This is a genomic window from Pseudomonas sp. Je.1.5.c (assembly GCF_051129895.1).
Classification (GTDB): Bacteria; Pseudomonadota; Gammaproteobacteria; order Pseudomonadales; family Pseudomonadaceae; genus Aquipseudomonas; species Aquipseudomonas urmiensis.
In genome coordinates this window covers 17337-40469 of sequence record NZ_JBCPSP010000046.1, presented here as the reverse complement: position 1 = coordinate 40469, position 23133 = coordinate 17337, and the positions used below count along the sequence as shown (strand labels likewise).

Sequence of the window (23133 nt, the reverse complement as noted above, 5' to 3'; positions counted from 1 at the left end):
CTCCCACGCCTGCGCCCAGTTGAGATAGGCCGGCGTGGGAGCGGGCTTGCCCCGCGATAGGGCCTCCACTGGCACTGAAAAACGACGCGAAAACCCAATAAATTCAATTTCTTGCCGTACAACACGGAATCCCGCTAGCATCGCCCCCGCCATTTGCGCCAATAATAAGTCCAAGCCCGCAGCGCCCAACCATCGAGGCCAGCATGTACATCTATCGTTTGGTCCTGCTTCTGGTCGTGGGGATCTACTTGTTCTCCCCAGCCATCATGGACTGGTGGATCGAGCCGACCGGAGCCTGGTATCGCCCATACCTGCTCTGGCTGATCCTGATCGTCGTCACCTTCATCCTGCAGAGCCAACGAGATGCCGATGAGCTTTAGCCTGACCCAGATGATCCTGATCAGCGCCGGGTACCTGTTGGTGCTGTTCGGCGTGGCCTGGATCAGCGAACGCGGGCTGATCCCGCGCTCGGTCATCCGCCACCCGCTGACCTACACCCTGTCGCTGGGCGTCTACGCCAGTGCCTGGGCCTTCTATGGCTCGGTGGGCCTGGCCTATCAGTACGGCTATGGCTTCCTGGCCTGCTACCTGGGGGTGTCCGGGGCCTTCCTGTTGGCACCGGTGCTGCTCTACCCGATCTTGAAGATCACCCGCACCTACCAGCTGTCGTCACTGGCCGACCTGCTCGCGTTTCGCTTTCGCAGCACCTGGGCCGGGGCCCTGACCACCATCTTCATGTTGATTGGCGTATTGCCGTTGCTGGCCCTGCAGATCCAGGCTGTGGCCGACTCGATCAGCATCCTCACCGGCGAGCCGGTCAAAGCCCGGGTGGCGTTCGCCTTCTGCGCATTGATTATCCTGTTCACCATCTTCTTCGGCTCACGCCACATCGCCACCCGCGAAAAGCACGAAGGCCTGGTGTTCGCCATCGCCTTCGAGTCGGTGATCAAGCTGCTGGCTCTAGGCGGAGTCGGCCTGTATGCCCTGTACGGCGTGTTTGGCGGGCCGCACGGGCTGGAAGTCTGGCTGCTGCAGAACCAGACCGCCCTGGCCGCGTTGCATACACCTTTGCAAGAAGGCCCATGGCGCACCCTGCTGCTGGTGTTCTTCGCCTCGGCCATCGTCATGCCGCACATGTACCACATGGCCTTCACCGAGAACCTCAGCCCACGCTCGCTGGTCAGCGCCAGCTGGGGCCTGCCGCTGTTCCTGCTGTTGATGAGCCTGGCCGTGCCGCTGATTCTCTGGGCTGGCCTGCGCCTGGGGGCAAGCACCAACCCTGAATACTTCACCCTGGGCCTAGGCATTGCCGCAAACAATGAGGCACTGGCGCTGCTGGCCTACATTGGCGGGCTGTCCGCCGCCAGCGGCTTGATCATCGTCACCACCCTGGCGCTGTCAGGCATGGCGCTGAATCATCTGGTGCTGCCGCTCTACCAGCCACCGGCGGAAGGCAACATCTACCGGTGGCTGAAATGGACCCGGCGCGCGCTGATCGTCGCCATCATCACCGCCGGATTCATCTTCTACCTGACCCAGAACACTCACCAGAGCCTGGCCAACCTGGGCATCGTCGCCTTCGTCGCCACCTTGCAGTTCCTCCCTGGCGTGCTGTCGGTCCTGTACTGGCCAACCGCGAACCGGCGCGGCTTCATCGCCGGGCTGTTGGCCGGCATGCTGGTGTGGATGGTGACCATGCTGCTGCCGCTACTGGGTAACCTGCAGGGCTTCTACATCCCGCTGCTGAACATGATCTACGTGCTCGACGACACCAGCTGGCACATGGCGGCAATCGCCTCGCTGGCGGCCAACGTCCTGCTGTTCACCCTGATCTCGTTGTTCACCAATGCCAGCAGCGAAGAAATCAGCGCCGCCGAAGCCTGTGCGGTGGACAACGTGCGCCGGCCACAACGCCGCGAGCTGCACGCCGCCTCGCCACAAGAGTTCGCCACCCAACTGGCCAAGCCGCTCGGCGCCAAGGCCGCGCAAAAAGAAGTCGAGCAGGCCCTGCGCGATCTCTACCTGCCCTTCGACGAGCGCCGCCCGTATGCCCTGCGCCGCTTGCGCGACCGCATCGAGGCCAACCTGTCCGGGCTGATGGGGCCAAGCGTGGCCCAGGACATGGTCGAGACGTTCCTGCCGTACAAGTCTGGCAACGAGAACTACGTCACCGAAGACATCCACTTCATCGAAAGCCGCCTGGAAGACTACCACTCGCGCCTGACCGGCCTTGCCGCCGAACTCGATGCCCTGCGCCGCTACCACCGCCAGACCCTGCAGGAGCTGCCGATGGGGGTCTGCTCGCTGGCCAAGGACCAGGAAATCCTCATGTGGAACAAAGCCATGGAGGAGCTGACCGGGATCGCCGCCAAGCACGTGGTCGGTTCACGCCTGATGACCATCAGCGAACCCTGGCGCGGCCTGCTGCAAGGCTTCATCAACGTACCCGATGAGCACTTGCACAAGCAGCGCCTGGGCCTGGATGGCCAAATCCGCTGGCTCAACCTGCACAAGGCAGCCATCGACGAGCCTCTCGCGCCAGGTAACAGCGGCTTGGTCCTGCTGGTCGAAGACCTCACCGAAACCCAGGCCCTGGAAGACAAGCTGGTGCACTCCGAGCGCCTGGCCAGCATCGGCCGCCTGGCCGCCGGGGTGGCCCACGAGATCGGCAACCCGATCACCGGCATCGCCTGCCTGGCGCAGAACCTGCGCGAAGAACGCGAAGGCGATGGCGAGATCACCGAACTGTCCAGCCAGATCATCGAGCAGACCAAGCGCGTATCGCGCATCGTCCAGTCGCTGATGAGCTTCGCCCACGCCGGCGGCAGCCAGCAGAACAGCGAAGAGCCGGTGTGCCTAGCGGAGGTGGCGCAAGATGCCATCGGTCTGCTGGCCCTCAACCGGCGCAATTTCGAAGTACAGTTCTTCAACCTCTGCGACCCCGATCACTGGGTCGAGGGCGACCCGCAACGCCTGGCCCAGGTGCTGATCAACCTGCTCTCCAACGCTCGCGACGCCTCGCCCCCGGGCAGCGCCGTGCGGGTGCGTAGCGAGATGAGCGAGCACGCCGTCGACCTGATCGTCGAGGACGAAGGCAGTGGCATCCCGAAAAACATCATGGACCGCCTGTTCGAACCGTTCTTCACCACCAAGGACCCAGGCGAGGGAACCGGACTGGGGCTCGCTCTGGTCTATTCCATCGTGGAAGAGCATTATGGGCAAATCACCATCGACAGCCCCGCCGATATCGAACGGCAGCGTGGCACCCGGATCCGCGTGACCCTGCCCCGGCATGTCGTAGCGACGTCCCCTGAAATTCGAGACCGTCGAGAGAATTGAATCAATGCCGCATATTCTGATCGTCGAAGACGAAACCATCATCCGCTCGGCCTTGCGTCGACTGCTCGAGCGCAACCAGTACCAGGTCAGCGAAGCCGGCTCGGTGCAGGAAGCCCAGGAACGCTTCAGCATTGCCACCTTCGACCTGATCGTCAGCGATCTGCGTCTGCCTGGCGCGCCCGGCACCGAGCTGATCAAGCTCGGCCAGGGCACCCCGGTGCTGATCATGACCAGCTACGCCAGCCTGCGCTCGGCAGTCGACTCGATGAAGATGGGCGCGGTGGACTACATCGCCAAGCCCTTCGACCATGACGAGATGCTCCAGGCCGTGGCGCGGATTCTGCGCGACCGCCAGAACGCCCCCGCCGCGGCGCCAGCCAGCGCCGAGCCACGGGCCAATGGCAAGGCAGGCGCCGCCGACAAGGGCAGCAACAACGCCGCCAACGGCGAGATCGGCATCATCGGCTCGTGCCCGCCGATGCAGGATATGTACAGCAAGATCCGCAAGGTCGCCCCGACTGACTCCAATGTGTTGATCCAGGGCGAATCCGGCACCGGTAAAGAGCTGGTCGCCCGCGCCCTGCACAATCTATCGCGACGGGCCAAGGCGCCGATGATCTCGGTCAACTGCGCGGCCATCCCGGAGACCCTGATCGAGTCGGAGCTGTTCGGCCACGAGAAAGGCGCATTCACCGGCGCCAGCGCGGGTCGTGCCGGCCTGGTCGAAGCGGCCGACGGCGGGACGCTGTTCCTCGATGAAATCGGCGAACTGCCACTCGAAGCCCAGGCGCGTCTGCTGCGTGTGTTGCAGGAAGGCGAAATTCGCCGGGTCGGCTCGGTGCAGTCGCAGAAAGTCGATGTGCGCCTGATCGCAGCGACCCACCGCGACTTGAAGAACCTGGCCAAGGCTGGGCAGTTCCGCGAAGACCTTTATTACCGCCTGCACGTGATCGCCCTGAAGCTGCCGGCCCTGCGTGAGCGTGGCAGTGACGTCAATGAGATCGCCAATGCCTTCCTCGCCCGACAGAGCGCGCGCATCGGTCGCGTTGACCTGCACTTCTCCCACGAAGCCGAGCAGGCCATTCGTCATTACAGCTGGCCGGGTAACGTGCGCGAGCTGGAAAACGCTGTCGAGCGCGCGGTTATTCTCAGCGAGAGCCCGGAAATTTCCGCCGAGCTGCTGGGCATCGACATCGAACTGAGCGATTTGGACGATGACGACCTGCTGAACAATCTGCCGACCATCAGCGGTGTCAGCGCCAACAACGCCAGCCATGAGCCGACCGAGGATCTGTCGCTGGAAGATTACTTCCAACATTTCGTCCTCGAACACCAGGACCACATGACCGAGACCGAGCTTGCCCGCAAGCTGGGTGTCAGCCGCAAGTGCCTGTGGGAACGCCGCCAGCGCCTGGGCATTCCACGGCGCAAGAGCAACGCTACCAGCGATAACTGATAACGATCCGACATCATCGCGGGGCAAGCCCGCTCCCACGCGCGTGGGAGCGGGCTTGCCCCGCGATGCGTTCAGAGGTAACAGATCAGTTCGCGCAAAAATCTGTTACCCCACCCCTCCCGCCGTAACAGATGCCGAGGCGTACGGTAACGAAATTTCTACATTTGCCCGCCCGACAACCCCGCCAGAAACCCGCAAACCCCTGATTTTGCTGGACCTGCCAAAGTTGGCACGGCACCTGCTATATGTTTGGTACAAGAACAATAACAAGCACTGCAACTCAGAATAAGAACAAGACGAAACGGCTCACGCACAATAAAAACAAGACGGCGGAGGCGCAGCTAACTGATTCTTTTGGAGAGGAGTTGTGTTTGGGGCTTGCCCCACAACCAGGCAGAGAACAACAAAAACTGCACTAAAGCAGCGCCTACACTGGTTGGATCGACAGATCAGCATCACCTCAGCGGCCAAAGCAATCCGTTTGCTCTTTACCCCCGGTTTGGGGGTCGTCCACAAGTTTCGAGCTTTGTGGACAGGGCACTCAACAAAAACAAGAAGCCCAGCAGAAAAACAATAAGAGCACGCAACGACTTCTTGGGGAGCTTAGGCTCCCCTTGTCGTTTCTCCCCCCCTGAAACACCCCTTGGCGCATCGCCTACACCATTCCCCCAGTAAATGCTAGAATCCCCGCCCATCATGCGGCCATTCTCCTATCCGTGGCCGAACATTCCTTCAAACAGTGCATCCCATGCTGAAGAAGCTGTTCCAGTCATTCCGTCCGCCCACCGGTGGTCAACACCACAGGCGCACCACGCCTGAAGTGATCAACAAGAGCCAGCACTCGCTGCAACGCAGCCAGTTCAGCCGCCATGCGGTAAGCATCGTCGACCGCCTGCAGGCCGCCGGCTATCAGGCCTACCTGGTCGGTGGCTGCGTGCGCGACTTGCTACTGGGGATCAACCCCAAGGACTTCGACGTCGCCACCAGCGCCACCCCCGAACAGATCCGTGCCGAGTTCCGCAACGCCCGGATCATTGGCCGTCGCTTCAAGCTGGTCCACGTGCATTTCGGCCGTGAGATCATCGAAGTCGCCACCTTCCGCGCCCATCATTCGGACGAAGGCGAAGGCGATAGCCATCGCTCGTCGCACAATGCCAGCGGTCGCATCCTGCGTGACAACGTCTACGGCACCTTGGAAGAAGACGCGCAGCGCCGCGACTTCACCATCAATGCGCTGTACTACGATCCGGTCAGCGAGCGCATTCTCGACTACGCCAACGGTATCCATGACATCCGCAACCGCCTGTTGCGCTTGATTGGCGACCCGGTCCATCGCTACCAGGAAGACCCCGTGCGCATGCTGCGCGCCGTGCGTTTCGCCGCCAAGCTCGACTTCGGCATCGAAAAGCACACGGTCAAGCCGATTCGTGAGCTGGCGCCACTGCTGCGCGAGATTCCCGCTGCCCGCCTGTTCGAGGAGAGCCTCAAGCTGTTCCTCTCCGGCCAAGGCGCAATCGTCTTTGAAATGCTGGTCGACCTGGAGTTGTTCGAGCCGCTGTTCCCAGGCAGCAGCCATGCCCTGGAAGAGCGTCCGACCTATACCCATACACTGATCAGCCAGGCACTGGCCAACACCGACCTGCGCGTCAAGCAAGGCAAGCCGGTTACCCCCGCCTTCCTCTTCGCCGCCCTGCTCTGGCCAGCCCTGCCGGGCCGCGCGCTGTATCTGCAAAGCCAAGGCGTGCCGCCAATCCCGGCCATGAACCAGGCCGCGCACGACTTGATCGCCGAGCAGTGCCAGCGTATCGCTATCCCGAAACGCTTCACCCTGCCGATCCGCGAGATCTGGGACATGCAGGAGCGCCTGCCGCGCCGCAGCGGCAAACGCGCCGACATGCTGCTCGACAACCCTCGTTTCCGTGCCGGCTACGACTTCCTGCTGCTGCGTGAAAGCGCAGGCGAGGAAACCGAAGAACTGGGCCAATGGTGGACTGACTACCAGGAAGCCAACGACAGCGAGCGTCGCGACATGATCCGCGACCTGGGCAACCGTGACGATGGCGCCGGTGCCGCCCCACGCAAACGCAAGCGCAGCGGCTCCAAGCGCAAGCGCAGCGGTGACGAGGCCTTTGACTGAGCATGAGCAGCCGCGCCTACATCGGCCTGGGCAGTAACCTGGCCGATCCCGCCGAACAGCTGCGCAATGCCCTCGATGCCTTGGACAAGGCCGAGGGCACCCGCCTGGCAGGCGTGTCGAGCTTCTATGCCAGTGACTCGCTGCTGCCAGGCCAGCCGCGCTACACCAATGCCGTGGCCGCGCTGGACACCTCGCTGGCCCCGCTGCAACTGCTCGATGCCTTGCAAGCGATCGAGAATGAGCAGGGCCGGGTCCGTCAGGAGCGCTGGGGGCCACGCACCCTCGACCTGGATGTACTGCTGTTCGCTGACCAGGTCATCGATATTCCCCGCCTGAAAGTGCCGCATTACCACATGCAGGCGCGCCCCTTCGTGCTCTACCCGCTGGCCGAACTGGTCCCGGCGGATTTCACCCTCGCCGATGGCCGGCGCCTCGCCGAGCTGCTCGAAGACTGTCCGTTCGTCGGTCTGGAACGCCTGTAATTCGGGCGTTGCAGGCGACGGTAACGCCAGTAACACCCGCGCCGTAACAATGCGGTAACAGGGTCATTGACTTCGCCCCCCTCGCTCACGACTATAGGCGTCCCGTGGCGTCGATGTGCCACATATCACCTATTTAGGCCCGGACGGACCTGTGCCCGAACATCACAGTCGATGATGTGCCGCTCCGGAAGATGAATGCATGCGTTGTTCGCAGTCGTTTTTCACAGCGCCTGAACGAGGATTTCCTACATGCCTGAAGTAACCCTGACCACCCTGCACGGCCGTAAGGCCAAAGGTGAGAAAATCACCATGCTGACCTGCTACGACGCGACCTTCGCCAAGGTCGCCAGCCAGGCCGGTGTGGACGTACTGCTGGTGGGTGACTCGCTGGGCATGGTCCTGCAAGGTCACGACAGCACCCTGCCGGTCACTACCGCCGAGATGGCCTATCACACAGCCTGCGTCAAACGCGGCAATGACGGCGCGTTGATCCTTGCCGACCTGCCGTTCATGGCCCACGCCACCGCCGAACAGGCCTTTGCCAACTGCGCCACACTGATGCAGGCCGGCGCCCACATGATCAAACTCGAAGGTGCTGCCTGGCTGGCCGAAACCATCCGCCTGCTGGCCGAGCGCGGCGTGCCGGTGTGCGCGCACATGGGCTTGACCCCGCAAACTGTCAATGTACTGGGTGGCTACAAGGTCCAAGGCCGCCAGGAAGCCCAAGCGCGGCAGATGCGCGCTGACGCCATTGCCCTGGAGCAAGCCGGCGCGGCCATGCTGCTGCTCGAATGCGTACCCAGCGAGTTGGCGGCGGAGATCACCCAGGCGGTGAGCATTCCGGTCATTGGTATTGGTGCCGGCAGTGCAACTGACGGCCAGGTGCTGGTGCTGCACGACATGCTCGGCCTGTCCTTGAGCGGTCGCGTGCCGAAGTTCGTGAAGAACTTCATGGTCGGCCAGCCAGATATCCACAGTGCGTTGGTCGCCTATGTCACTGCGGTCAGAGACGTCAGCTTCCCCGCCAGCGAACACGGATTCAGCGCATGAACACAGTCAAGACCGTGCGCGAGCTGCGCGCTGCCGTCGCCCGCGCGCGTGGCGAAGGCAAGCGCATCGCCTTCGTCCCGACCATGGGCAACCTGCACAGCGGCCATGCTGCGCTAGTGACCAAGGCCGCCCAGCGTGCTGATTTCGTGGTTGCCAGCATCTTCGTCAATCCGCTGCAGTTTGGCGCCGGCGAAGACCTCGACAGCTATCCACGGACCCTGGCCGCCGACCAGGAGCGCTTGCTCCAGGCTGGCTGCCACCTGCTATTCGCACCCACCGTCGAAGAGATGTACCCCGACGGCATGAGCGTGCAGACCCGGGTCAGCGTGCCGCAGTTGTCCGAAGGCTTGTGCGGCGCCAGCCGTCCTGGGCACTTCGAAGGTGTCGCAACCGTGGTCAGCAAGCTGTTCAACATGGTCCAGCCCGACCTTGCCGTATTCGGCGAGAAAGACTTCCAGCAGCTGGCGGTGATCCGCGCCATGGTGCGCGACCTGAACATGCCGATCCAGATCATCGGCGAGCCGACCGTGCGCGCCGAGGATGGCCTGGCACTGTCGTCGCGCAATGGTTACCTGAGCCCGGAGCAGCGCGCAGCGGCGCCGGCGCTGTATCGTGAACTGAGTGCGATGGCCGACGCCATTCGCCATGGTCAGCGCGACTATGCAGCGTTGATCGTTGCGGCTCAGGCGCAGCTGCTGGCAGCAGGTTTTCGCCCGGACTATCTGGAGGTGCGCCATGCACTGACCTTGCGTCCGGCAATGATCGATGATCGCGATGTGGTGGTAATTGCTGCAGCGTACCTGGGTACTACACGACTGATCGATAACCTGTACCTGCATCTGGATGAACTGACTGCCTAGGCCTTGGGGGAGCAACTGGCCTTGCTGTGTCAGTGCTGGCCTCTTCGCGGGCAAGCCCGCTCCCACAGGGACTTGCATGTTTCACGCGATCATTGTTGTGCCTGTGAGGCCCACTGCTTGCCGTGAGTCATAGTGAATCTCTCAAGGTCATCTCGATCCCTGTGGGAGCGGGCTTGCCCGCGAAGGGCCGCGCAGCGGCCCAAATTCTCCCTGCCTGCCCCCATTCCCCCCACGCAAGCAATGCCTATAATGATCCCCAGCCTGCAACCGGCAGCGACTGCCCGTTGTCCAAGGCACGATCATGCATCAAGGAAACCATCCGCAATGGCGTATTACCGTACCCCCCATGATGTGACGGCGCTGCCCGCTTGGCAGGCGCTTGTGCAACACCGCGACGCCATGCAGGGCTTCAGCATGCGCGAAGCCTTCGCTGCCGATTCCAAGCGCTTCGACCAGTTTTCCCTGAGCAGTTGCGGGTTGTTCCTCGACTACTCGAAAAACCTGATTACCGAGCAGACCCGCGAGCTGCTGGTCAACCTGGCCAATGAAGTCGATCTTGCCCAGGCCATCGAGTCGATGTTCAACGGCGAAATCATCAACGCCTCGGAAGGACGCCCGGTGCTGCACACCGCGCTGCGCCGCCCGGTGGGCGACAAGCTCAGCGTCAATGGCGTCAACGTGATGCCTGAGGTGCACAAGGTCCTCAACCAGATCACCGAGCTGGTCGGCCGCATCCACGACGGCCTGTGGCGCGGATACAGCGAAAAGCCGATCACCGATGTGGTCAACATCGGCATCGGTGGCTCGTTCCTCGGCCCGGAGCTGGTTTCCGAAGCCCTGCTGCCCTACGCGCAGCGCGGGGTACGCTGCCATTACCTGGCGAACATCGACGGCAGTGAATTCCATGAGCTGTCGGCCAACCTGCGCGCCGAAACCACGCTGTTCATCGTCTCGTCGAAGTCGTTCAACACCCTCGAGACCTTGAAGAACGCCATGGCCGCACGGACCTGGTACCTGGCCCAAGGCGGCTCCGAGGCCGAGCTGTATCGCCACTTCATCGCCGTCTCGAGCAACAAGGCCGCCGCCGTGGCCTTCGGTATTCGCGAAGAGAACATCTTCCCCATGTGGGACTGGGTCGGCGGGCGCTACTCGCTGTGGTCGGCCATCGGCTTGCCGATCGCCCTGGCCATCGGCACCGCCAACTTCAAAGAACTGCTGTCTGGCGCCTACACCATGGACCAGCACTTCCAGACCGCGCCGTTCGACAAGAACATGCCGGTCCTGCTGGCCCTGCTCGGCGTCTGGTACGGCAATTTCTGGGGCGCCAACAGCCACGCGATCCTGCCATACGACCACTACCTGCGTAACATCACCAAGCACCTGCAACAGCTGGACATGGAGTCCAACGGCAAGAGCGTGCTGCAAGACGGCACCCCGGTGAAAACCGAGACTGGCCCGGTGATCTGGGGTGGTGTGGGTTGCAACGGTCAGCACGCTTATCACCAGTTGCTGCACCAAGGCACCCACTTGATCCCGGCGGACTTCATCGTCCCTGTGGTGAGCTTCAATCCGGTCGCCGACCATCACCAGTGGCTGTACGCCAACTGCCTGTCGCAGAGCCAGGCGCTGATGCTCGGCAAGACCCGCGAAGAGGCTGAGGCCGAACTGCGCGGCAAAGGCCTGAACGAAGCGGATATCGACAAGCTCGCGCCGCACAAGGTGATCCCGGGCAACCGCCCGAGCAACACCTTGGTAGTCGAGCGCATCAGTCCGCGCCGCCTCGGCGCACTGGTGGCGATGTATGAGCACAAGGTGTTCGTGCAAAGCGTGGTGTGGGGCATCAACGCCTTCGATCAGTGGGGAGTGGAACTGGGCAAAGAACTCGGCAAGGGTGTTTACCAGCGTCTGGTGGGCGCTCAGGAAGAGTCCGCCGAAGACGGCTCTACCCAAGGCTTGATCAACTACTTCCGTGGGCGTCACCGCGGCTGATCCTACCGCTGCCCACTCTCTATCGCGGGGCAAGCCCGCTCTCACGCAGCCTTGAAGGGCGTGGGGGCAGGCTTGCCCCGCGATGGTTTCTGCCCTGCCAACTTCGTGGAACACGTTCGCTGACTACACTGTCCATCGAATGATTGCCACGACAAGAGCAGGACAACCCGCCATGTTCGATCTCAGCAAATACCCCACCGCCTTGGCCGTCAGCCAGTCCGCACAGCTGACTGTGGACGATTACCAACGCCTCTACCGCCAGTCGGTAGACGACCCAGACAACTTCTGGGCCGAACAGGCCAAACGCCTGGATTGGATCAAACCCTGGACCCGCGTGCAGCAGTCGGACCTGAAAACCGGCGAGGCGCGCTGGTTCGACGGTGGCCAACTGAACGTCAGCTACAACTGCATCGACCGTCACTTGGCCAAGCGCGGCGAGCAGACCGCGCTGCTCTGGGAAGGTGACGATCCGCAAGATTCGAACGCCATCAGCTACCGCGAACTGCACCGGCAAGTCTGCCGCCTGGCCAACGCGCTCAAGGCCCGCGGCGTGAACAAAGGCGATCGGGTATGCATCTATATGCCGATGATCCCTGAAGCGGCCTACGCCATGCTCGCCTGCGCTCGCATCGGCGCGATTCACTCGGTGGTCTTCGGCGGCTTCTCCCCCGATGCCCTGCGCGACCGTATTCTCGATGCCGATTGCCGCACCGTGATCACCGCCGACGAAGGCGTACGCGGTGGCAAACGTATCGCGCTCAAACAAAACGTCGACAAGGCCCTGGCCAGCTGCCCCAACGTCAGCAGCGTGTTCGTGGTGCGGCGCACCGGTGGCGAAGTCGCCTGGGACAACAACCGCGACCTCTGGTACCACACCGCGACCGAACTGGCTGGCGACGACTGCCCGCCTGAGCCAATGGAAGCTGAAGACCCGCTGTTCATCCTGTACACCTCCGGCAGCACCGGCAAACCCAAAGGCGTGCTGCACACCACCGGCGGTTACCTGCTGCAAGCCACGCTGACCTTCAAGGTGGTGTTCGATTACCGTAACGGCGAGGTGTTCTGGTGCACTGCCGATGTCGGCTGGGTCACTGGCCACAGCTATATCGTCTACGGCCCATTGGCCAATGGGGCGATCTCGCTGATGTTCGAGGGCGTGCCCAACTACCCGGACACCTCGCGGTTCTGGCAGGTGGTCGACAAGCATCAGGTGAACATCTTCTACACCGCGCCAACCGCCCTGCGCGCGCTGATGCGCGAAGGCTCAGGCCCACTGCAAAGCACCTCGAGGAAAAGCCTGCGGCTGCTTGGCAGCGTCGGCGAGCCGATCAACCCGGAAGCTTGGGAATGGTACTTCGAGGAGGTTGGGCAGAAGCGCTGCCCGATCGTCGATACCTGGTGGCAGACCGAAACCGGCGGCATCATGCTCAGCCCGCTGCCAGGCAACCCGCAGCTCAAGCCAGGCTGCGCCACCCAGCCGCTGTTTGGTGTGCAGCCGGTGCTGCTGGACGAGCAGGGCAAGCTGATCGAGGGCGCAGGCGCTGGGCTGCTGGCGATCAAGGCCAGCTGGCCTGGACAGATTCGCAGTGTGTATGGCGACCATCAGCGCATGGTCGACACTTATTTCAAGCCGTTGCCCGGCTACTACTTCACCGGTGACGGCGCCCGCCGCGACGCCGATGGCGACTACTGGATCACCGGGCGGGTCGACGATGTGATCAACGTCTCCGGCCACCGCATCGGCACTGCCGAGGTGGAAAGCGCGCTGGTGCTGCACGACAGCATCGCCGAGGCGGCCGTGGTCGGTTACCCTCACGATCTCAAGGGGCAAGGCATCTACGCCTTCGTCACGCCGATGAATGGGGTCGACCCTGACGATACTCTCAAGGCTGAACTGCTGGCACTGGTCAGCAAGGAGATCGGCAGCTTCGCCAAGCCCGAGATGATCCAGTGGGCGCCTGCCCTGCCCAAGACCCGTTCGGGCAAGATCATGCGGCGTATACTGCGCAAGATCGCCTGCAACGAGCTGGACAACCTGGGCGATACTTCGACCTTGGCCGACCCCAGCGTGGTCCAGGGCTTGATCGACAAACGCCTCAACCAATGACGGCGGCCCATGGCGGGCTGCCCCCAACAGCAGGTCGCCATGGAAGCCTTACGCCGTCGTATCGAAACCCAGGTCATGAGCCTCACCGGGTTGGCCCTCGGCCAGCTCGACCTGGAATCGCCCAAAGGCGACCCTGGCTTGTTCGGACCCAAGAGCATCAGCTGGCAGGTGCATGGCGACTTCCCCAGCATGCTGGTAGGCGGCATTAGTGCGCTGATGCTGCAACTGCTGCATCCGCTGGCGTTGGCCGGGGTATGGGATCACTCCAACTTTCGTCAGGACTTGCTGGGTCGCTTGCGCCGCACCAGCCAGTTCATCTCCGGCACCACCTTTGGCTCGACCCGCGATGCCCAATGGTTGATCGACAAGGTGCGCACCATCCACCTGCAAGTGGTCGGCACCGCTGCCGATGGCCGCCCGTATGCCGCCAGTGATCCCGATCTGCTGACCTGGGTACATGTGGCCGAGGTCAGCAGTTTTCTTGCCGCGCACCTGCGTTACCGCAACCCCCATCTGTCTCGCGCCGACCAGGACGCGTATTACGATGAGATCGCACTGATCGCCGAGCGCCTTGGGGCACGTAACGTGCCTCGCTCCTGCCAGCAGATCGACGACTACCTGCAACGCATGCGCCCGCACCTGCAGTGCGACGCCCGTAGCCTTGAGGTAGTGAGCATTCTGCTCAAGGCCCCTGCCCCCAGCCGTCTGGCTGAGCCTGTGGGCAAGCTCATGCTGCAAGCGGGCATCGACCTGCTGCCGGACTGGGGCCGGGACATGCTCGGTCTGCACCAGGGGCAATTGCGCAGTCGCATGATCCGCCTGGGCATAGCCCGCACCGCGCCGGTCTTGCGCTGGGCCATGCGCGACAGCTCGGCGCATCGGGCCAGGCGGCGCATGGGCATCGACTAAGGTAATTTGGCTGGTTCTGCGGAACCGATTTAACGTGCCATACTCCAAGCACTCCCGCTTGGATAGACGAAGCTGCACATGCCCAAAGGATTGACTCGCGCCATCGGCGCCTTGCTGGCCCTCGTGGCCCTGTATAGCCTGCTCGGCTTCCTCATTCTCCCCGGCGTCGGCCTGCGTATTGCCAACCAGCAGTTGGCCAAGTACGCCACGGTGCCGGCGCAATTGACGCGTATCGAGCTCAACCCCTTCAGCCTTGAACTGACGCTTTGGGGCTTGCAGATTGGCGAGCCGGGCAAAGAGCAGGTCGGCTTCGAACGCCTTTACGCCAACCTCTCGCTCGACAGCCTGTGGAGCGGCGCCCTGCACCTGGATGCAGTGGAGCTGGACAAGGCGCGCAGCGAAGTGCTGTTCGCCAAAGACGGCAGCCTCAACCTCACCCAGCTGTTCAAACTGCCGCCCAGCGAGCCGAAAGCTGAAGAGCCGGCGAGCGATCCGTTCCCGCTGCGCATTGGCAGCATCAAGCTCAACGAAGGCTACCTGCACTTCCAGGACCTGCGTCCGAGTGAGCCCATCGAGTTTCTTTACGACTCGATGAACCTTGAGCTGAAGAACCTCAGCACCCTACCTGACGACAACGCTGACATGAGCCTGGTCGCCAATGGCCCGGCCGGTGGCCGCATCGACTGGAAAGGCACCCTGGGTCTGGCCCCGATTGCCTCCGAAGGCACCTTGAAGATCACCGACGGCAAGATGAAAGCCTGGTGGCCCTACGTGCGCGACGCTGTGCCGTTGGTCCTGGAAGACGGCGTAATCAGCCTCGACACCCACTACAAGCTCAACCTGGCAAAGGAAACCGAGCTGTTGCTGGACAACACTTCGGTGCGCATCGCCCCGTTCGCCATCAAGGCACCGGACGGCCGCCCATTGGCCCGCCTGGCGAGCCTTGAGGTCAGCGAGACCTCTATCGACCTGGCCAAGCAGTTGGTCACCGTCGGCAAGATCCGTAGTGAGAAACTGGAAACCTGGGCAGCACTGGAAAAAGATGGCCAGCTCGATTGGCAGAAGTTATTCGCCAGCCAGCCGGCCAAGGCCAGCCCAAAAGAAAAAGCCGAACCCGCTGCCGCTGAGCCCAGCAGCGAGGAGAAAGCCGCAGCAGAGCCGAGCAAGCCTTGGCAGGTATTGCTCAAGGATGTACAGGCGCGCAACTACATGATTCACCTGGCTGACCGCAGCCAGAAAGAGCCGGTAGCGTTGGACGTCGGTCCGCTCAACCTTGACCTGCAGGGTTTCGACAGCCTCAACAAGTCGCCCTTCACCCTCAAGCTCGACACTGGCGTCGGCAAGCAAGGCAAGCTGCAGGCCGCAGGCCAGGTCAACCTGGCACCGGTAACGGCCAAGCTCGATGTCACTACCAGCGATATCGACCTGCGGGTGGCCCAGGCCTACATCAGCCCGTTCATTCGCCTGGAACTGCGCAGTGGCATGCTCTCGAGCAACCTCAAGGTCGACCTCAAGAGCACCGAGCCGCTGGCCTTCAGCGTCGGCGGCAAGGCCCAGGTCAACCAACTGCACACCCTCGATACGATCAAGAACCGCGACTTCGTCAAATGGCAGCAACTGAACCTCGACGGTCTGTCCTATGTGCATGGTGATGCCCTGTCGATCGACAAGGTCAATCTGCTGCAGCCGTATGCGCGCTTCATCATCAACGAAGACCGCACCACCAACGTCGATGACCTGCTGATTCCACAACCGGCCGGTAGCGCCAGTACTGCCCAAGCCAAGCCGGCAGCGGCCAGCAACGACAAGCCGCTGGGGATTCACATCGGCCAGATCGACATCAACGATGGCTCGGCGAATTTCGCCGATCTGACCCTGACCCCCAACTTCGCCACGGCGGTGCAGCAGCTCAATGGCCAGGTTGGCACCATCGACAACCGCAAGCCGGCTCCGGCGAAAGTCGACATCAAGGGCAAGGTCGACCGTTATGCCCCGGTCACCATCAAAGGTGCGCTCAATCCATTCAACCCGATGGCCAGCCTGGACATCGCTACCAGCTTCAAGCGGGTCGAGCTGACCACCCTGACGCCCTACTCCGGCAAGTTCGCAGGTTTCCGCATCCGCAAGGGGCGGCTGAACCTCGACCTGCACTACCTGATCACCAACGGCCAGCTCAAAGCCGAGAACAAAGTGGTGGTCGAGCAGCTGCAACTGGGTGAGAAAGTCGACAGCCCGGATGCCGTGGACCTGCCCATCCGCCTGGCGGTGGCGCTGCTCAAGGATACCGAAGGCAAGATCTCGATCGAGCTGCCGGTCACCGGCGACCTTAATAATCCCCAGTTCAGCGTCATGCCGATCGTCTGGCAGACCCTGCGCAACCTGGTGCTGCGTGCAGCCCAGGCGCCGTTCAAGTTCATTGGTGGGCTGGTCGCCGGCGGCGGTTCGGAAGACCTCGGTACCGTGGCCTTTGCTCCAGGTTCCAGCGACCTGAGTGGCGACGCCCAGTCGGCCCTGGACAAGCTGGCCTCCGCCCTTAAAGAGCGCCCGGAACTGCGCCTGGAAATCGAAGGCACCAGCGCCCAGACCAGCGACGGCCCATTGATCGCCGAACAGCGTCTGGAGCGCGAGTACCAGGCTACTTGGTACAAGATCCTCCAGCGCCGTGGTGACAAGGTGCCGGCCAACGCCTCCATGTTGGTGGTAGATGACAGCGACAAGCCGGCCATGCTCGAAGGCATCTACCGCACGCGCTTGAAACAGCAGCCCCCGGGCGAATGGCAGGAACTGAGCCGCGATGAACGTACGGCCAAGCTGCGCGAAGCGGTGATCAAGTCGTGGGCGGAAAGCGCTGCACTGCTGCGTCAGCTGGGCCAGGAACGCGCCGGCAACATCAAGGATTACCTGGTGGACAAGGGCAAGCTTGAGGATGACCGGGTGTACTTCATCGATACCACCCTGGGTAAAGCCGAGAGCGATGGGCGGGTGATCACGCCGATGCATCTAGACGCTGAGTAGTATCGTCTGTCTTGGGGCTGCTGTGCAGCCCTTCGCGGCGTTCCGGTGCCTCGCCAAACCCGCTTCTACAGAGCGGCGCGGTCCCTGTACCCGCGAAGGGCTGCAAAGCAGCCCCAAAACAGACAACTCAAATCGCAACCCTGCAGCTTCCTCCCGCCTAGACCAACCGCTGCCCCGATACTGCCGGGTGATACAGCGGCTGCACTTTATTGCCCGCAGGATCGAGCAAATGGAAACTGCGCGCGCCATCGCCATGATTGAAAGGCCTATCGAGCAGGGTGACGCCGTGCGCTTTGAAATACTGGTACCAGGCGTCCAACTCTTCCACGCTGTCGACAATGAACCCGTAGTGATCCAAGGTCTGCAGCCCGTTGGCAGCCCCAGCGCCACGCCCCAACGATAGGTTGTCGTTGCCGCAGGTGAGATAGACCAGGTCTTCGTTGGCTCGGTGCAGCACTTCCATACCGAGTACATCGACATAAAAGCGCTCGCACTCCTCCAGATTGGGTACCAACAGGGCAATGTGGCGCAGACCGTTGAGTCGACCAGGGCGGGCAGGTAATTCGGACATTGGCAGGGCTCCATTTTTGTATACAATTCAAAACAGAATTTAAAACAAAAAGGACGACCTGTGTATAGCCTGTTCATCAAGACCCGTGTCAAACCCGGCAGTGCGGATGCTTTCCTGAGCGCAATCACAGCCAACGCTGCTGCCTCTGTGGCGACTGAGCCTGGTTGCCTGGTGTTCGACGTATCCCAGGATCGCCTCGACCCCGATGTGATCTATCTCTACGAGATCTACTGCGACGACGCAGCTTATGAAGCACACACACAAACCGCGCACTTTCGCGACAGCCGGCCGCTGGTTGAGCCGTTGATTGTCGATCAAACGTGTTTTGAAAGTGATGTAGTGGCGCGTAACCCGGTGAGTTGAAAGCCCACCAGGCAAATAAAAACCCCGGCCTGAGCCGGGGTTTTTGTGTGGGTGGCCAAATCCTTGTGGCCGTCGGGACAATCCTTATTCGGCTTTCAGGCCGTCAGCCGAAACGGCTTGAACGCCTTTGATTTTCTTGGCAATCGCAACAGCGGTCGTTTTCTGGGCTTCGGTGATAGCTACATCCGAGGACAGAGAAACTACCCCTTTGTTGGTCTCGACTTTGATGTCACTGCCTGGAATCCCTTTTTCAGTCAGCAGATCAGCTTTTACCTTGGTGGTGATCCAGGTGTCCTTGGTCTCTTCCTTGGCCTTGGTGACTTCACCAGCCGCCAGCATCATAGGCGCCTGGGTTGGCTGCTGGGCAAAGGCCGCGTTAGCCATGGTCAGGGTCAGAGCGGTTGCAGCAGCGGCAGCAATGGCGAACTTCTTCATACGAGACACTCCTGTTGTTCGAAAGGTCTGCGCCAGGTCTTTTGGCGTCAGGTGAAGATACTATTGCAGGGGCTGTGCCAGGTTTTTGCATTCAATAAAATCCTTATAAATCAATACCTTAGTATTTTTACTCAACAGTAGGTATCGTGCATTTTGCATGTAGCGGGATAAACCTGCGTGCAAGATGCAAGTACACCAAGGGTTTGCTGCCAGAGCACCAGCGGTAAAATCCAGGGCAAAAAAAAGGACCCCGAAGGGTCCTTTTCTTACGCTACAGCTGTGCTGTTAAACGCCCGAAGCCTTGGCCGCGGCAACGTCTTTGATCGACAGCTTGATACGGCCGCGGTTGTCCACGTCCAGTACCAGTACTTCAACTTCCTGACCTTCTTTGAGCACGTCGGTGACTTTCTCGACACGCGCATCGCTGAGCATCGAGATGTGCACCAGGCCGTCTTTGCCAGGCAGGATGTTGACGAACGCGCCGAAGTCGACGATGCGCTCAACCTTACCCACGTAGATCTTGCCGATCTCGGCCTCAGCGGTGATACCCAGAACGCGCTGGCGTGCTGCCTCAGCCGCTTCCTTGGTTTCGCCGAAGATCTTGATCGAGCCGTCGTCTTCGATGTCGATCGAAGCCTTGGTCTCTTCGCAGATGGCACGGATGGTCGCGCCACCTTTGCCGATCACGTCGCGGATCTTGTCGGTGTCGATCTTCATCGCGATCATGGTCGGAGCGTTGGCCGACAGCTCGGTACGCGATTGACCGATGATCTGGTTCATCTGGCCGAGGATGTTCAGGCGCGCTTCCAGGGCCTGGCCCAGGGCGATTTCCATGATCTCTTCGGTGATGCCGTTGATCTTGATGTCCATCTGCAGCGCGGTAACACCTTTGGCGGTACCGGCTACCTTGAAGTCCATGTCGCCCAGGTGGTCTTCGTCACCGAGGATGTCGGTGAGGATGGCGAACTTCTCGCCTTCCTTGACCAGACCCATGGCGATACCGGCAACCGGCGCCTTCATCGGTACACCAGCGTCCATCAGGGCCAGCGAAGCGCCGCAGACCGAAGCCATGGAACTCGAGCCGTTGGATTCGGTGATTTCCGAAACGACACGGATGGTGTACGGGAACACGTCAGCAGCAGGCAACATGGCCTGAACCGAACGACGGGCCAGACGGCCGTGGCCGATTTCGCGACGGCCAGCACCGCCCATACGACCACACTCACCTACCGAGAACGGTGGGAAGTTGTAGTGCAGCATGAAGGGGTCTTTCTTCTCGCCTTCGAGGGTGTCCAGCAACTGGGCGTCACGGGCAGTACCCAGGGTCGCAACGACCAGGGCCTGGGTTTCGCCACGGGTGAACAGGGCCGAACCGTGAGTCTTTGGCAGAACGCCGACTTCGATGTTCAGCGGACGTACAGTCTTGGTGTCGCGACCGTCGATACGTGGCTTGCCGTTAACGATGTTTTCGCGAACGGTGCGGTACTCGATCTCACCGAAGATTTCTTTGACTTCGGCGGCAGAAGGCTGGCCTTCTTCGCCGGAGAACTTGGCGATCGCTTGATCGCGCAGCTCGCCCAGGCGCGCATAACGGTCGGCCTTGACGGTGATGGTGTAGCCCTGGGAAACGGCGTCGCCGAACTCAGCGCGGATAGCGTTGAGCAGCTCGGTGTTGGCAACGGCAGGTTTCCAGTCCCAAGTCGGCTTGGCAGCTTCGGCAGCCAGCTCTTTGACAGCCTGGATAACGGCCTGGAACTCATCGTGGGCGAACAGCACAGCGCCCAGCATCTGGTCTTCGGTCAGCTCTTTGGCTTCCGATTCAACCATCAAGACAGCGTCGGCAGTACCGGCGACGACCATGTCCAGGCTCGAAGCGGCCAGTTGCTCGTAGGTTGGGTTGAGCAGGTAGCCGGTGCTCTCATGGAAAGCAACACGGGCGGCGCCGATCGGGCCTTCGAATGGAATGCCGGAAATCGCCAGGGCAGCCGAGGTACCGATCATCGCAGCGATGTCCGGATCGGTCTTCTTGCTGGTGGAGACGACGGTGCAGACAACCTGCACTTCGTTCATGAAGCCTTCTGGGAACAGCGGACGGATCGGACGGTCGATCAGGCGCGAGGTCAGGGTCTCTTTCTCGGAAGGACGGCCTTCACGCTTGAAGAAACCACCTGGGATCTTGCCCGCGGCGTAGGTCTTTTCCTGGTAGTGAACAGACAGCGGGAAGAAGCCCTTGCCTGGATCAGCTTGCTTGGCACCGACCACGGTCACCAGAACGGTGACGTCGTTGTCGACGGTGACGAGCACGGCGCCGGATGCCTGACGGGCAATGCGGCCGGTTTCGAGCGTAACGGTCGATTGACCGAACTGGAATTTCTTGATTACCGGGTTCACGGTTTCCTACCTTTTCAGTGGCTCTGGGGGAACTGGTTTCTTACGAATTCTTGGGCAGAACGGGGAATCGGCCCCATTGACCGTCCAGATACAAATCGAGGCTGGGAGCCTGGCTGCTGGGCGGATAAACCGCTCAGCGATGCCAGGCTGCCAACCTCGAAGATACGCGTAGCGTGTCCGACGGTAGCGCTGCCAAGCAGCACTGCCGAAGAATGCGACACGCCATGCACACCACTGGCCAGGCCGCTATTAGCGACGCAGACCCAGACGACCGATCAGGGCGCTGTAACGAGTGGTGTCTTTGCCCTTCAGGTAGTCCAGCAGCTTGCGACGCTGGTTAACCATACGGATCAGGCCACGACGCGAGTGGTGGTCTTTACCGTTGGCCTTGAAGTGGCCTTGCAGTTTGTTGATGTTGGCGGTCAGCAGAGCAACCTGCACTTCCGGGCTACCGGTGTCGCCGGCGGCTTGCTGATAGTCGGCAACGATTTGAGCTTTTTCTTCAACGCTGAGGGCCATTTGGCATCTCCAGATAAACGGATCCCGCAAGCGGGGTCCAATAGGCCAGGGACGAACCCTGTATTAATAAAAAGAGGTGTGACCGTGCCTACTGACAGCCATCCTCGTATCCACCTGTGTCAGCCAAGGCTTTCGCAGCTGGTATCGGTCATTCCGACCGAATCAAGCGACGCGGCGCAATGCGCCCGTCTTCGCTCACTTCACCGATACCGATGAAGCGACCATTGTGATCTTGTACCCGGACCATGCCGAACTGCGGCGCATCCGGCGCACGTACTGCCTGGCCATGCAGCCAGTAGAACGCACTGTGCTCGGATAGATGCACCAGCGGCCAGTCCTGCAACCCGCTATCGGACGGCATCAGGAAGCGATCGAGCGCTTCATTGCCACCTTCGGCATGGGCTTGTTCGAGCGCCTCGAGGGTCACGGTCTGTGCCAACTCGAAGGGGCCAGCCTGGGTTCGACGCAGTTCGGCGACATAGGCACCACAGCCCAGCGCCTCACCGATATCCTCCACCAGGGTACGAATATAGGTGCCTTTGCTGCAACCAACCGACAGGCGCGCACGGGTGCCTTCGCACTCGAGCAGCTCCAAGCGGTTAATAGTAACAGAACGCGCCTCGCGCTCCACTACCTCTCCTGCACGGGCCAATTTGTACAACGGTTGACCGTCACGCTTGAGCGCCGAGTACATCGGCGGGATCTGGCTGATCGGGCCGCGAAAACGTGGCAGCAAGGCCTCGATATCGGCGCGACCAACGGTCACCTCGCGAGTCTGCAAGACTTCGCCTTCGGCATCGGCGGTATTGGTAGTCTGCCCCAACTGCATGACCGTCTCGTAACCTTTATCGGAATCGAGCAGGTATTGGGAGAACTTGGTCGCTTCACCGAAGCACAGCGGCAACACGCCGGTGGCCAGGGGATCGAGACTGCCGGTATGGCCGGCCTTCTCGGCATTGAGCAACCAGCGGACCTTCTGCAAGGCGGCGTTGGAGGTGAACCCCAATGGCTTGTCGAGCAGGATGATGCCGCTGACGTTGCGGCGGATTCGTTTGACCTGGGCCACCCGTTACTCCTTGGTGTCCGGCTCGTTGGAACCCTGATGCAGACGGTCTTCAGCCACTGCACGCTCGATCAGTGCCGACAGGTGCACACCGCGGCTGACGCTTTCATCGAAATGGAAATGCAGTTGCGGCACGCTGCGCAGTTGCATCGAGCGCCCCAGGTGCAGGCGCAGGAAGCTGGCGGCGCTGTTCAGGGCCTTGACCGACTGCTTGATCGCGTCGGGGGCATCTTCCTGGCCCATGACCGTGATGAACACCTTGGCATGGCCCAGGTCACGGCTGACGTCGACGGCGGTGATGGTCACCAGGCCGACGCGCGGGTCTTTGACTTCACGGCGGATCAGCTCGGCCAGCTCACGCTGCATCTGATCGCCAATGCGTTGGGTACGGCTATATTCTTTTGCCATTCTTTGCTACCTGTAACTTAAAGCGGCAAACGCCCGGCC

18 protein-coding genes are annotated in these 23133 nt (G+C 61.5%); 12 read left to right on the top strand and 6 right to left on the bottom strand.

The genetic code is table 11. From position 1 onward, the window contains the following. Positions 1-203 precede the first annotated feature (203 nt). From AAZU54_RS23725 to AAZU54_RS23675, 11 genes are all read left to right on the top strand, one after another. Positions 204-380 (top strand): hypothetical protein, encoded by a 177-nt coding sequence (locus AAZU54_RS23725; RefSeq protein WP_003250005.1) that lies wholly within the window; start codon positions 204-206, stop codon positions 378-380. Continuing rightward, positions 364-3339: a sensor histidine kinase gene (locus tag AAZU54_RS23720; RefSeq protein ID WP_186556474.1), complete on the top strand. Its 2976-nt coding sequence runs from the start codon at positions 364-366 to the stop codon at positions 3337-3339. The genes AAZU54_RS23725 and AAZU54_RS23720 overlap by 17 nt, the downstream gene beginning before the upstream one ends. A gap of 4 nt (positions 3340-3343) precedes the next feature. Next, the gene (locus AAZU54_RS23715; protein ID WP_434727743.1) at positions 3344-4795 is read left to right on the top strand and encodes a sigma-54-dependent transcriptional regulator; all 1452 of its coding nucleotides are present in this window, start codon (positions 3344-3346) and stop codon (positions 4793-4795) included. Between the two features lie 748 nt (positions 4796-5543). Further along, positions 5544-6932: a polynucleotide adenylyltransferase PcnB gene (locus AAZU54_RS23710; protein WP_186556476.1), complete on the top strand. Its 1389-nt coding sequence runs from the start codon at positions 5544-5546 to the stop codon at positions 6930-6932. 2 nt (positions 6933-6934) lie between these two features. Further along, positions 6935-7414, top strand: a complete 480-nt coding sequence (gene folK / locus AAZU54_RS23705; protein WP_186556477.1) for a 2-amino-4-hydroxy-6-hydroxymethyldihydropteridine diphosphokinase — start codon at positions 6935-6937, stop codon at positions 7412-7414. 249 nt (positions 7415-7663) lie between these two features. Beyond that, the gene (gene panB / locus AAZU54_RS23700; protein WP_186556478.1) at positions 7664-8464 is read left to right on the top strand and encodes a 3-methyl-2-oxobutanoate hydroxymethyltransferase; all 801 of its coding nucleotides are present in this window, start codon (positions 7664-7666) and stop codon (positions 8462-8464) included. After that, the gene (gene panC / locus AAZU54_RS23695) at positions 8461-9324 is read left to right on the top strand and encodes a pantoate--beta-alanine ligase (RefSeq protein WP_186556479.1); all 864 of its coding nucleotides are present in this window, start codon (positions 8461-8463) and stop codon (positions 9322-9324) included. Before panB ends, panC begins: the two co-directional genes overlap by 4 nt. A 324-nt stretch (positions 9325-9648) precedes the next feature. Next, complete coding sequence (pgi, locus tag AAZU54_RS23690; RefSeq protein ID WP_186556480.1) at positions 9649-11313, top strand: glucose-6-phosphate isomerase; 1665 nt, start codon at positions 9649-9651, stop codon at positions 11311-11313. Positions 11314-11485: 172 nt separating this feature from the next. Further along, a complete protein-coding gene (gene acs / locus AAZU54_RS23685) occupies positions 11486-13420 on the top strand; it encodes an acetate--CoA ligase (RefSeq protein ID WP_434727742.1) in 1935 nt (644 codons plus the stop codon). Positions 13421-13459: 39 nt separating this feature from the next. After that, the gene (locus AAZU54_RS23680) at positions 13460-14329 is read left to right on the top strand and encodes an oxygenase MpaB family protein (RefSeq protein ID WP_186556482.1); all 870 of its coding nucleotides are present in this window, start codon (positions 13460-13462) and stop codon (positions 14327-14329) included. 78 nt (positions 14330-14407) lie between these two features. After that, positions 14408-17344, top strand: a complete 2937-nt coding sequence (locus tag AAZU54_RS23675; RefSeq protein ID WP_312151265.1) for a DUF748 domain-containing protein — start codon at positions 14408-14410, stop codon at positions 17342-17344. Between the two features lie 157 nt (positions 17345-17501). Here the strand turns inward: AAZU54_RS23675 and AAZU54_RS23670 are convergent, their stop codons facing one another. Then, on the bottom strand, positions 17502-17915 hold the full coding sequence (locus AAZU54_RS23670) for a VOC family protein (RefSeq protein WP_312151264.1): 414 nt from the start codon (positions 17913-17915) through the stop codon (positions 17502-17504). 60 nt (positions 17916-17975) lie between these two features. On the opposite strand from AAZU54_RS23670, the gene AAZU54_RS23665 reads away from it, so the two are divergent. After that, complete coding sequence (locus AAZU54_RS23665) at positions 17976-18278, top strand: putative quinol monooxygenase (RefSeq protein ID WP_186556485.1); 303 nt, start codon at positions 17976-17978, stop codon at positions 18276-18278. Positions 18279-18362: 84 nt separating this feature from the next. Here AAZU54_RS23665 and AAZU54_RS23660 read toward each other — a convergent pair whose 3' ends face one another. From AAZU54_RS23660 to rbfA, 5 genes are all read right to left on the bottom strand, one after another. After that, positions 18363-18713 (bottom strand): BON domain-containing protein, encoded by a 351-nt coding sequence (locus AAZU54_RS23660; protein ID WP_186556486.1) that lies wholly within the window; start codon positions 18711-18713, stop codon positions 18363-18365. A gap of 285 nt (positions 18714-18998) precedes the next feature. Beyond that, a complete protein-coding gene (gene pnp / locus AAZU54_RS23655; protein ID WP_186556487.1) occupies positions 18999-21104 on the bottom strand; it encodes a polyribonucleotide nucleotidyltransferase in 2106 nt (701 codons plus the stop codon). Between the two features lie 249 nt (positions 21105-21353). Next, entirely contained in the window at positions 21354-21623 is a 270-nt protein-coding gene (gene rpsO, locus AAZU54_RS23650; protein ID WP_009404303.1) for a 30S ribosomal protein S15, read from the bottom strand. 148 nt (positions 21624-21771) lie between these two features. Further along, positions 21772-22689 (bottom strand): tRNA pseudouridine(55) synthase TruB, encoded by a 918-nt coding sequence (gene truB, locus AAZU54_RS23645; protein ID WP_186556488.1) that lies wholly within the window; start codon positions 22687-22689, stop codon positions 21772-21774. A 3-nt stretch (positions 22690-22692) separates the two neighbouring features. Further along, a complete protein-coding gene (rbfA, locus tag AAZU54_RS23640; RefSeq protein WP_186556489.1) occupies positions 22693-23094 on the bottom strand; it encodes a 30S ribosome-binding factor RbfA in 402 nt (133 codons plus the stop codon). Between the last annotated feature and the right edge of the window lie 39 nt (positions 23095-23133).

What these genes read in the sequence shown, in the direction of transcription:
- pgi (WP_186556480.1), top strand. Translation starts at nt 9,649, where the DNA reads ATGGCGTATTACCGTACCCCCCATGATGTGACGGCGCTGCCCGCTTGG.
- AAZU54_RS23715 (WP_434727743.1), top strand. Translation starts at nt 3,344, where the DNA reads ATGCCGCATATTCTGATCGTCGAAGACGAAACCATCATCCGCTCGGCC.
- AAZU54_RS23660 (WP_186556486.1), bottom strand. Translation starts at nt 18,713, where the DNA reads ATGAAGAAGTTCGCCATTGCTGCCGCTGCTGCAACCGCTCTGACCCTG.
- AAZU54_RS23725 (WP_003250005.1), top strand. Translation starts at nt 204, where the DNA reads ATGTACATCTATCGTTTGGTCCTGCTTCTGGTCGTGGGGATCTACTTG.
- panC (WP_186556479.1), top strand. Translation starts at nt 8,461, where the DNA reads ATGAACACAGTCAAGACCGTGCGCGAGCTGCGCGCTGCCGTCGCCCGC.
- AAZU54_RS23710 (WP_186556476.1), top strand. Translation starts at nt 5,544, where the DNA reads ATGCTGAAGAAGCTGTTCCAGTCATTCCGTCCGCCCACCGGTGGTCAA.
- rpsO (WP_009404303.1), bottom strand. Translation starts at nt 21,623, where the DNA reads ATGGCCCTCAGCGTTGAAGAAAAAGCTCAAATCGTTGCCGACTATCAG.
- AAZU54_RS23680 (WP_186556482.1), top strand. Translation starts at nt 13,460, where the DNA reads ATGGAAGCCTTACGCCGTCGTATCGAAACCCAGGTCATGAGCCTCACC.
- AAZU54_RS23720 (WP_186556474.1), top strand. Translation starts at nt 364, where the DNA reads ATGCCGATGAGCTTTAGCCTGACCCAGATGATCCTGATCAGCGCCGGG.
- panB (WP_186556478.1), top strand. Translation starts at nt 7,664, where the DNA reads ATGCCTGAAGTAACCCTGACCACCCTGCACGGCCGTAAGGCCAAAGGT.
- AAZU54_RS23675 (WP_312151265.1), top strand. Translation starts at nt 14,408, where the DNA reads ATGCCCAAAGGATTGACTCGCGCCATCGGCGCCTTGCTGGCCCTCGTG.
- AAZU54_RS23670 (WP_312151264.1), bottom strand. Translation starts at nt 17,915, where the DNA reads ATGTCCGAATTACCTGCCCGCCCTGGTCGACTCAACGGTCTGCGCCAC.
- rbfA (WP_186556489.1), bottom strand. Translation starts at nt 23,094, where the DNA reads ATGGCAAAAGAATATAGCCGTACCCAACGCATTGGCGATCAGATGCAG.
- folK (WP_186556477.1), top strand. Translation starts at nt 6,935, where the DNA reads ATGAGCAGCCGCGCCTACATCGGCCTGGGCAGTAACCTGGCCGATCCC.
- acs (WP_434727742.1), top strand. Translation starts at nt 11,486, where the DNA reads ATGTTCGATCTCAGCAAATACCCCACCGCCTTGGCCGTCAGCCAGTCC.